This is a genomic window from Lysinibacillus sp. FSL M8-0355, from assembly GCF_038008985.1.
In the GTDB taxonomy this organism is placed as follows: Bacteria; Bacillota; Bacilli; order Bacillales_A; family Planococcaceae; genus Lysinibacillus; species Lysinibacillus fusiformis_D.
Genome location: NZ_JBBPAI010000001.1, coordinates 2,078,897 through 2,088,109 on the forward strand (window position 1 = coordinate 2,078,897; position 9,213 = coordinate 2,088,109).

The window sequence follows — 9,213 nt, forward strand, 5'->3', positions numbered from 1 at the left end:
AGTGAATTCTTGCCAACGCATCGTCAAAAGAACGTGGGTCATATTGGCGTGTCCAAACAATGGTTGAAAAGACCATCATTGCCGCATATAAGGCATAAAGCTGCCAAAATGTATCGTCTGGAGTAGCCGAAAAATAGCCATTGATTTGCCCGATGCAGTAGGGGATGCTGTGACGCTACTAAATAAGGCAAGATTATAAAAGTCATGAGAAGGGTCACAGGTCGATGTTTTAGCAGTGGCAGATGCGCCTCAATAAAGCTTCATCATTTTGCTTCCTGTGGTATGTGATAGGAACCTTGCTGGTATGCCTTCCAATAAGCAGAGAATTTCTTGCGCTGTGTCGCCTCCCAATTGAGCATTGGCGGAGCACTCACTTGATGGATTTTTCTCAATTGTTGCCCAGCAGCAAGACCGAGATGGAATTGCTCAAAGTCAGTGAATTGCTGGATGACATCATCCGCGGGTATTCCTTCTAAAAAACGAACGACCGTTGCGGTTAAATGGGCTTCTTGCAGCACCTTATAGTCAATCGCTTTATGTGTTTTTACACCCTGTTTTTCTAATTCCTGTAGCAACATAAATTCATTTTTGCGTTTTTCACGATGCGCTACATCTGCTAATCGTACAAAAAAGCGCGTTTCTCCCACAGTTACGAGATACTTAGTATCAGGAGAATAGCCTTTGAGGACTTTGGTTATTTGCGTAAAACCATCTAAGCTTGGTAATGGCTGAAATATATCTACTATACGCACATGTCATCCCCTCACTTTCAATATTTTAGAAGATACAAAATACTATAGGAAGCAATCTTTGTCAATGTCTTGGATAGTAGGAAGGGGTAAAAAAATCATATATAAAAAATAGTAAAAGAGCACAATTAACTAGAAATCACTGGTATGGGAGCATTTATTAACTATAAGTGAATGTCTTTGTATCATTCACACTCAGAAAGAGAGGTGAAATGATAGCAATAGTCGTATGCAAGAAAAGAACCTGTTAAGCCCCGTAAGGAATACCTCTGATTAATTATCGTTTTTCCCTGAACATCACAAATAGTAGAAATGGATAACATAGCTGTCATTCACGAAAAAATGATAGGAAAGGGTGGTGTAGTATGAGTTATGTTATTGAAAAACAGATCATGTCAGGGTTACCGAATCAAGCGCTCACGGCTATAAAATATGTGGTGGCGCATGAATCAGGTAATAGCAGCAATACTGGTCCAAACGCATTGGAAAACGAGATTGCCTATATGAATAGAAATAAAGCGAATGCTTTTGTATCCCACTGGGTAGGCGGTGGTGGACGAATCGTACAAGTAGCCCCCGTGAATCGTGTGCAATATGGCTGTGGTCCAAAAGGAAATCCATATAGCTATGCCCAGGTGGAGCTGGCACGGACAGCTAATAAGGAACAGTTTAAAAAGGATTATGCAGCGTATATTTGGCTGTTACGTAAGCTTGCCATAGAGGCAGGAGTCCCAACTGTTTTAGATGGCAATGGTAACGGCATTAAGTCACATCGATGGATTACGGAAAATCTAGGAGGTACCACACACAAAGATCCTTTTGCCTATTTAAAAAGTATGGGGATTTCAGAAGCACAGTTCCAGCTAGATATTAAAAATGGACTTGAGGAGGGATTAACAGTGTCACAATATAATGAGCTGAAACAAGAAATTGCGATGTTAAAAAGCTTATTAGCTGAAAAAGCTAGCCTACAAGCAAGCAGGGAAGTAGGAGCATCTCATAAAGAGGCATGGGAATGGGCCGTTAACGAAGGAATTATCCGAGGCGATGGCAGTCAGAACATGAATCCGGCAGGCGCTCTCACACGGGAACAAATGGCGACAATGCTTAAACGTTATTACGATAAATTTATAGCGAATTAACTGGGGAGGATAGAGCTTGCATGCAAAAGCGAGCTTTATCCTTTTTCATTAAATAAAGGTTTTTTCAAAGTTTTGTCGAATGTAGTAGAAGAGAGGAGGGGTTTTGATGTTAACGAAAATAAAAAAAGTGAAATTCGAGCAAGAAAGAAAAAAACCATTGTACAAGGTGATAATGGAATGTCCAGAGGGGAAACAATTATATGTGAAGTTTGATTATACTTATAAAACGGAAAATTTCTGGCCTTTAGAAGTGAATTATAATAAAAAGAACTATGGTGCGAAACTAGCATGGTATACAAATGAAGTCGAGAATATGACAGTGGCATCATTTTTAGAAACCATTGCTGGGAAAATTAATAAGAAGTACGACTTTGACTTTAAGCAACAATAAAAAACAGCATCCTGAGGAATGCTGCTGTAAAGCCTATCTATTAATTGGTCGAGATATAAACAATCAATGCTGCCTCATCAAATGTTACATTTGCACCAAGTGCTTGACTGACAAATCTTAGAGGAACCATCGTTGTTCCTTGATAAATTTCAGCTGGATGGCTGAGGGCGATAGTGGATGTAGTACCATTTGCATCAACATAAGCCATTTTATTCCCCACACCAAGCACAATTTTTTTACTGCCCTTTGTTGCCGTTACTTTTTTCGTTGCACTTTCATAAGCAACAGTTGCTCCAAGTGATTCAAAAATGGCCTTCATCGGCACTAATGTTGTGCCATTTTTCATATAAGCGCCAGGCGTGTAATGTTGCTTTACATTATTTAAATAGACAGCAACTTTTGTCAACACTGGGGCTGTAGTTGCTTTTGGTGTCGGTGTAGATTGGCTTTGACCACCTGAGGAGGACCCTCCATTATGATAATGGTAGCCTGAACAAAGCCCTTTCGCTTTGGACTTGTCCGAGCAATTATGCCCACCATTGCCATCTAAACGCCCAGGATGCGCTTCCGCAATAGAGGCTGTAGCGAGAAATAATGTAAACATCGCCATTAATAAAACCAATTTCTTCATAAATACCCTCCTATTATTGAAATATGTAATTATTATACTGTTAAAAAGTAAATTTTGATATGTTTTTATAGTAAAATAGTTGTAAAAGTTGGAGGGAACTAGAGCAGTAGGCATGTGGCGTATAAAATGAAGCCCTTTTACGAAGAATTTTCGAAACAGCGGAAGTAGTAGGACATGTATAGGCGATAAATTGGCACTAACAATTAAAAGTTGTTAGTGCCAATTTATTTTGCTTCAGCGGGTGTTGAAACCCATGTCTTATGGCAAACCAATATCCTGTGCCCTTGACGGATGGCACTGGTTTTCGAGCAACTCGAAAAAATGTGGATGCAGCGTAAGCGATTATGTCGAGTCGTAATAGATTAGACCGTTAATTCATTTTCGTATTGTAGCTCAACGGTTATTGGTAATAGTTGATGCAGAATAGCTGCAAACATCGCAATGCTGCTTGAGGTAAAGATGCAAATGAGTGCCAGCATCATAATGCTAGTTATGTCTTCCTTGTCAGTAAACATGATGATAGATGCTGCAATGCCAGTGCAAGAAAGAGAACAATCGTGAATGCACAATATTTGATAGTTCTCAAAGCCTTTACAGACGATGCCGAGAACGCTTTATGCTGGTCGATGTTGATTAAGAGACGATAAGCTTGATATAACGCAATGTAGTAGGGAACACATAGAGAGACACAAAAGATAGGACAAATAAGCAGATTCGAGATGTGCTACTGCGTCTCGATTAGCCATGTCAAGTAACCAACATAGCCCTAAAGCTAAAGCAGGCATACCTAGCAGAATAGTGACAATTTTTAAGAAAATGGTTGCCCTTTGTTTCTGTTTCATTCAAAGCACCTCACTGGTTACGGTACCTTGATTTTAAAATTCATTGTTTTTTATCTAAAAAAGACATCCGTCCTTGTGGGAGGGATGTCTTATTAGACACGGTGTTTAACATCTTACATATTTTCGTTTAAAACCAAGTCTGCCTCGCTCTACTTCCTTTTGAATCGTTTCATAAGCATTTAGCGTAGTGTTTTTTTTGTTGTCTCTTTTCATTTCCACTGGACCAATTGCCTGTGCCGTTTCAATGGCTTGCTCATGAAGTGGTACATAGGAAATGGCCACTGTGTATAGAAAATTATTCATCGCAGATTTCGTGCGTGCTGGTGCATCATGAATTGTATTTTTTACCACTCCCAGCATGTTGGCTAATTTGCTCATAGAAAATTCGCTATCCTTGCGATTTCCTAAAAGCCAGCAATAGCAGCTCCAGCCCGCTGACATTCTTAGCTCCTCACCGCTGGCAATCCATGCATCCGCCACCTCCTGTGCAATAGGGGCTTCCGCTAACGTGACCGCTACAACATAATCAGACAGCATATAAAAATAAGCCGCATCCATCCAACGATCAAAATCTTCCACAGTCATTGCTTTGGGATCAGCAATAACGCCTGCAAAATACATCGCATCATAGTTACCTGTAGCATAAAGTTCTTCTGCTAGAGCTTGATTGATTTTGATTTTCTTCGCAATAGGCTTCATAGCTCCTGTTGCCACACCAAACAGTGGCTCCTGTGCACCATTTGACAGATACATTTTTTTCGTCCGTTCCTTGCCTAGAGCCTCTAGCTCCTGCATCACCATTTCTGCATTCATCCAGTAGCACTTCCTTTACCTTTAATAGACACAAGCCCATTATCCTATAACAAACACTCATTTGTCATGGAGGATACAGATAAAATCGCCTAATAATAATGATTTTATGTTAGATGAATGCCTTTTGGGAGATTTAGCTTGGTTGAAGAGGTTAGAGCCTATTCCATATAAACATAAATTGGGCTGCATCGGATTCCAGCGCAATTCGATGATCGTCCGTCGATTGATCTTCAGTCAGCAGGCGACCTTTTTGCACGTTTAAAATGGCATGTTTAATAGTGTCAGGGTGTTCTATTTCGTAGTGAGAGTTTTTCAGGAGGGTTAAGGCAGATTGGCATTTATATTTATCAATGCGCTCATTTTTACCTTTGAAATACAGCTTAATCAAGTAGGGGATATCGTCGATGATTAAACCAAGTTCAGGATTGGAACGCACCGTTAATGCATCACTATACCAATTAGCCTTACCTGGTGCAAACCATTGAACATTTTTATTTTTTAAAAATTTTAAATAGGCTTTTACGACATCCTGATAATTTTTTTGCCGTGCAGGGAGGGCATTATCAATAATATCGAGTAAATAATCGTCAGGCAAACCCTGTTCATGGTATTTTTTTAAACCATCGCGTAATGCCTTCCAATAATCTTTAATTGGATGATAATCTCCCTGATATTTAATATCTTTCACAAACTTCGTCTTGGCTGTACTTCCCTTCATCGTGAAGTCTGTAAATTGGGTTAAGCCAATGGATGGCTTTGTGATAATCGTCATTATTCCATCGCCCTTCTTTCCTTATCAATGACATGTTATAGATTATATTGGAAAGGGGGACTGTATATGATTTTCTGGCGTGTTAAAAGTTATCAATGAAAAGAATTTTACTAGGCATCGCTTTCTCGTACAATTGACATCTTTACAATGAAAAAACAACATTCTATAAAAGAAATGTACCGCCAAGAACACCTTCTATCGATGCTCATTGAAGAACATGAAAGGAATAGTCAATTTAAGCAAACCGCATGGATTCTTAATTGTGCTATACCAAGCAGCATAGCCTTGCGACCTACCATAAATTATATGAGCAACTGTATGACCATCTTTTGAACCAGCAGACAGTGAAATTAGTTTAGCTAGAAATAATCATTTCATACTGTACTGGGAATAGATCAAACCAAATAGGGCAATGTAAGACTACTTGGAGGTGATCATTTTGTCGAAGGGCAAGCAATATAAACGTCAGTCAGAGTTGGCAGAATTAGCGACAGATTTAAGTCCAGATGATTTAGATGTGCGTGAAGAAAATGCTTTAACACAAGAGCAAAAGAAAAATTCGAACGAAGGTACTCGCTCGAAAAAATCTGCAACACGTAAATCGCAATCATAATACTGACACCACAATCATCGTGATTGTGGTGTTATTTTATCTTTCATTTCACGTCCACTAGACCAATGCCACCTTTCTACAAAACACATTAGCAATAAAAGAAATCCAGAAACAATCCATAGTATACTGTAAACAATAACAATAAATGGTATAATATATAAAATGGTTGAGAGGAGTTGATATAAATGACTTTATTTATCTTGTTTATTGGGATCATCGTTGTCGTCGGTATAGTCAGTATGCTCAATCAACCGTACAATAAATCGAGCGAGCAATCACACCATAGTCACCCAACAAACGATTTTCTAACAAATGATGCACAGATTTCCTCACAGGAAAGCCATCATTGTGCTGATTATAGCGCATCCACTAGCGATTCCTCATGTGGCTCATCAGGAGAATGAACGAATGGTTTAGATAATTTGCTATATTTCCTTGTAATTCCGCTCAAAGGCAAAATCACAAGAAAACGCAGCCAAAAGCGTGTTATAAAATAACCGAATTGTCAGGAAGCATCTCAAAATCGGAGCATAAGCATCCACCACGAAAAAGCTGGAAACCGGTAGTAAACTGGTCTCCAGCTTTATTCATATGTAAGGTTATCTTAAATGTCTTGTTTCTGCATCAATCATCTAGTTAGCCAAATTGACACTCGGAGCGATAGTACTAAAGGAGTACTTGATGTTTACACAGGACGCGGTATGAATGATAGAGGAGCCAGTAAATAATCAATATTCGGAGCATTTGTTTCTACAATCTCTATTAGTTGTGCAGAATCATCGGTGAATGCTGATAAAATGACGATTCATTTGGGTCGAACAAAGGGACACCACAATGAGAAGCATCACCCTATCATAAGAACAAACAAATGGCGAAGATGGGGCAATATGGCGTAAGATAGAGTAATAGATAGAGAGAATTTTGGAGGGACTCAATATGATACGATTCGAAAATGATTATGCAGAAGGCGCACATCCACAGATTTTGCAACGATTAGTGACGACAAATGAGGAGCAAACACCTGGCTATGGTATGGATGAGCATTCGGAAACAGCTAGAGCTTATATTAAAAAAGCGATTGCAGCAGAACAAGCAGATATTCACTTTTTAGTCGGTGGTACGCAAACGAATACAATTGTTATCTCGTCTATTTTGCGTCCTCATCAGGGAGTCATTGCCGCACATACGGGACATATTGCGGTGCATGAAACAGGTGCAATTGAAGCCACTGGTCATAAAGTGCTGACATTGCCGAGCGAGGATGGCAAAATAACGGCGGCACAGGTGAAAGCATGCTATGATGCTCATTGGCAGGATAGCACGCATGAGCATATGGTGCAGCCGGGCTTAGTGTACATATCTCATCCTACAGAAAATGGCACGACGTATAGCAAGGCGGAATTAACGGCTTTAAGTGAAGTTTGTCGAGAATGTGGCTTACCGCTATTTTTAGATGGGGCGCGACTAGGATACGGGCTTGTAGCGCAAGATAGCGATTTATCCTTAGCAGAGATTGCGAAGCTTTGTGATGTTTTTTATATTGGTGGCACGAAAATGGGCGCATTATTTGGCGAAGCGGTCGTAATAGTGAATCCTGCGTATCAAAGGGATTTTCGCTACATGATGAAGCAAAGAGGAGGGCTGCTTGCTAAGGGACGTTTATTAGGCATTCAGTTTGAAACCCTATTTGAAGAAGACCTTTATATGGCTATTTCTCATCATGCTGTAGACATGGCGATGCTAATTCGACAGGCGTTTATCAACAAAGGCTTTGCATTGCGCTATGATTCGAAAACCAATCAGCAGTTTCCGATTTTACCAAACGACATGCTGACGGCTTTGGCTGAGAAATATTCCTTCTCTACTTGGGAAACCTTTGATGACAACCATACCGTTGTGCGCTTTTGCACAAGCTGGGCCACAAAAAAGGAACAAGTAGATCGCTTGATAGAGGACATTCACCAATTAGCCTAATCATTGAACTGCACCTGGAATAAAAGGGTGCAGTTTTTTCCTATTATTCCCTAGAGGTTGCTATACTAGAGGATGAAAGGAGAGGTGGAATGGCATGACGAAATATATAGCATTTTTAAGAGGCATTAATGTAGGTGGACACAATAAATTGAAAATGGCTGAATTAAGAGAAGCGCTTATACCGCTGGGATTACAAAATATTCGGACATATATTCAAAGCGGCAATATCCTGTTTGAATCAAGTGAGTCTGAGGTATACCTACAACAGCAAATACAAGCAACCATTCAAACAGTTTTCCATATCACAAGTATCGTGATAATCAGAACAGCCGAAGAACTGCAATCAATCGTCCATAATTGTCCGTTTTCAGAGCAAGATATGGCTGAGGCAAGTACCACAGCTACAGGGGAAAGTCTCCATGTCGCCATGCTACCAGTTGCACCTACTGAAGTGAATGGTGCGAAGTTATTAGCCTACGAAAGTGAAAAAGAGCGTTGTCTCATCAAGGGCAGAGACGTTTATCTGTTATTTTACGAGAGCATCCGCAATGCCAAGCTGGGTCAACAGCTACACAAGCTGGAGATACCTGCAACGGTGCGCAATTGGAAAACGATGAACAAGCTTGTGACGATGATTGACCAGTAAGAAGACGGATAATAGAGGTGTAAGATTGAGACGAGACCAAATAAGTTATTTTATCTATCCTTGTGCTTATTTCATTGTGAGAACGATCAATCAATGGAGAAAACAAGAATCGATTACATGGGGAGAAAATGTCATGACGATGATCGGTCTAATGTTCTTCATCTATCTGTTGATTCTCATGTGGAATTGGTCAAATAAGCCCTATCAATGGGAGAAAAAAGATAAAGAAACATAAAACAAGAGAGCCTTTCATTTTCTTTTAAATGATTGCTCTCTTTTTTTCAACTCGTCAACATATAAAAAAACCTGCAGCGAAGTTAATCGCTACAGTTCAGAATTGGTTGATACCCTTTGAGTATTCTCATGTATTATAGCATAACTCTTTATTTCCTGTATAGAAATGTTTAAGTCTAAATCAATTTATGCAATTACTGCTTCATCATCACTTGAACGTTTTATAAAAATAGGACTCGATGTGCAGTAATCTCCTCCAAGCAATGCGACCAAAGATGTTATGGTTTGCTGAAGCGATTCAACCGTTAGCTAATCAAGCAATTTTTGTGTAGCAGCAGCTTCACATGTCCAAGAATGTAAAAAATGGTCCATTGTCTGAAACATAAAATCCTCCCCAAAATAGCAT

Annotated in this window: 14 protein-coding genes and 1 pseudogene; 7 read left to right on the forward strand and 8 right to left on the reverse strand. The window is 39.6% G+C overall.

The genetic code is table 11. From position 1 onward, the window contains the following. Window positions 1-263: 263 nt before the first annotated feature. The gene (locus tag MKY46_RS10030; protein ID WP_340834085.1) at window positions 264-752 is read right to left on the reverse strand and encodes an aminoglycoside phosphotransferase family protein; all 489 of its coding nucleotides are present in this window, start codon (window positions 750-752) and stop codon (window positions 264-266) included. Window positions 753-1,114: 362 nt separating this feature from the next. Between MKY46_RS10030 and MKY46_RS10035 the strand changes: the two genes are divergently transcribed. Together MKY46_RS10035 and MKY46_RS10040 are read left to right on the forward strand one after the other, a co-directional pair. Beyond that, on the forward strand, window positions 1,115-1,891 hold the full coding sequence (locus MKY46_RS10035) for an N-acetylmuramoyl-L-alanine amidase (protein WP_036122718.1): 777 nt from the start codon (window positions 1,115-1,117) through the stop codon (window positions 1,889-1,891). Window positions 1,892-1,997: 106 nt separating this feature from the next. Beyond that, window positions 1,998-2,282: a hypothetical protein gene (locus MKY46_RS10040; protein ID WP_036122715.1), complete on the forward strand. Its 285-nt coding sequence runs from the start codon at window positions 1,998-2,000 to the stop codon at window positions 2,280-2,282. A gap of 40 nt (window positions 2,283-2,322) precedes the next feature. On the opposite strand, the gene MKY46_RS10045 is transcribed toward MKY46_RS10040, so the two are convergent. The 6 genes from MKY46_RS10045 to MKY46_RS10070 all read right to left on the reverse strand — a co-directional run bounded on the left by MKY46_RS10045 (window position 2,323) and on the right by MKY46_RS10070 (window position 5,340). Further along, window positions 2,323-2,913, reverse strand: coding sequence for a copper amine oxidase N-terminal domain-containing protein (locus MKY46_RS10045; protein ID WP_058843076.1), 591 nt, complete (start codon window positions 2,911-2,913; stop codon window positions 2,323-2,325). Between the two features lie 362 nt (window positions 2,914-3,275). Next, a complete protein-coding gene (locus MKY46_RS10050) occupies window positions 3,276-3,428 on the reverse strand; it encodes a DUF2975 domain-containing protein (RefSeq protein ID WP_445299951.1) in 153 nt (50 codons plus the stop codon). Then, on the reverse strand, window positions 3,404-3,634 hold the full coding sequence (locus MKY46_RS10055) for a DUF2975 domain-containing protein (RefSeq protein WP_340835659.1): 231 nt from the start codon (window positions 3,632-3,634) through the stop codon (window positions 3,404-3,406). Before MKY46_RS10055 ends, MKY46_RS10050 begins: the two co-directional genes overlap by 25 nt. Next, window positions 3,528-3,755, reverse strand: coding sequence for a hypothetical protein (locus tag MKY46_RS10060; protein ID WP_340834088.1), 228 nt, complete (start codon window positions 3,753-3,755; stop codon window positions 3,528-3,530). The genes MKY46_RS10055 and MKY46_RS10060 overlap by 107 nt, the downstream gene beginning before the upstream one ends. A 105-nt stretch (window positions 3,756-3,860) precedes the next feature. Next, window positions 3,861-4,568, reverse strand: a complete 708-nt coding sequence (locus tag MKY46_RS10065) for a DNA alkylation repair protein (protein ID WP_340834089.1) — start codon at window positions 4,566-4,568, stop codon at window positions 3,861-3,863. Between the two features lie 151 nt (window positions 4,569-4,719). Beyond that, window positions 4,720-5,340 (reverse strand): hypothetical protein, encoded by a 621-nt coding sequence (locus MKY46_RS10070; protein ID WP_036122704.1) that lies wholly within the window; start codon window positions 5,338-5,340, stop codon window positions 4,720-4,722. Between the two features lie 430 nt (window positions 5,341-5,770). Between MKY46_RS10070 and MKY46_RS10075 the strand changes: the two genes are divergently transcribed. The 5 genes from MKY46_RS10075 to MKY46_RS10095 all read left to right on the forward strand — a co-directional run bounded on the left by MKY46_RS10075 (window position 5,771) and on the right by MKY46_RS10095 (window position 8,808). After that, window positions 5,771-5,953, forward strand: coding sequence for a hypothetical protein (locus MKY46_RS10075; protein ID WP_230593830.1), 183 nt, complete (start codon window positions 5,771-5,773; stop codon window positions 5,951-5,953). Window positions 5,954-6,138: 185 nt separating this feature from the next. Next, window positions 6,139-6,357 carry a hypothetical protein gene (locus tag MKY46_RS10080; protein WP_080717073.1) on the forward strand — a complete coding sequence of 73 codons (219 nt, stop codon included), beginning with the start codon at window positions 6,139-6,141 and terminating at the stop codon, window positions 6,355-6,357. Between the two features lie 532 nt (window positions 6,358-6,889). Next, on the forward strand, window positions 6,890-7,927 hold the full coding sequence (locus MKY46_RS10085) for a threonine aldolase family protein (protein ID WP_340834090.1): 1,038 nt from the start codon (window positions 6,890-6,892) through the stop codon (window positions 7,925-7,927). 94 nt (window positions 7,928-8,021) lie between these two features. Next, a complete protein-coding gene (locus tag MKY46_RS10090; RefSeq protein ID WP_036122698.1) occupies window positions 8,022-8,573 on the forward strand; it encodes a DUF1697 domain-containing protein in 552 nt (183 codons plus the stop codon). Between the two features lie 25 nt (window positions 8,574-8,598). Then, complete coding sequence (locus tag MKY46_RS10095) at window positions 8,599-8,808, forward strand: hypothetical protein (RefSeq protein WP_036122695.1); 210 nt, start codon at window positions 8,599-8,601, stop codon at window positions 8,806-8,808. A gap of 311 nt (window positions 8,809-9,119) precedes the next feature. Here MKY46_RS10095 and MKY46_RS10100 read toward each other — a convergent pair. After that, window positions 9,120-9,191, reverse strand: a pseudogene (locus tag MKY46_RS10100) (DinB family protein); the annotation flags it as partial. Window positions 9,192-9,213: the final 22 nt, after the last annotated feature.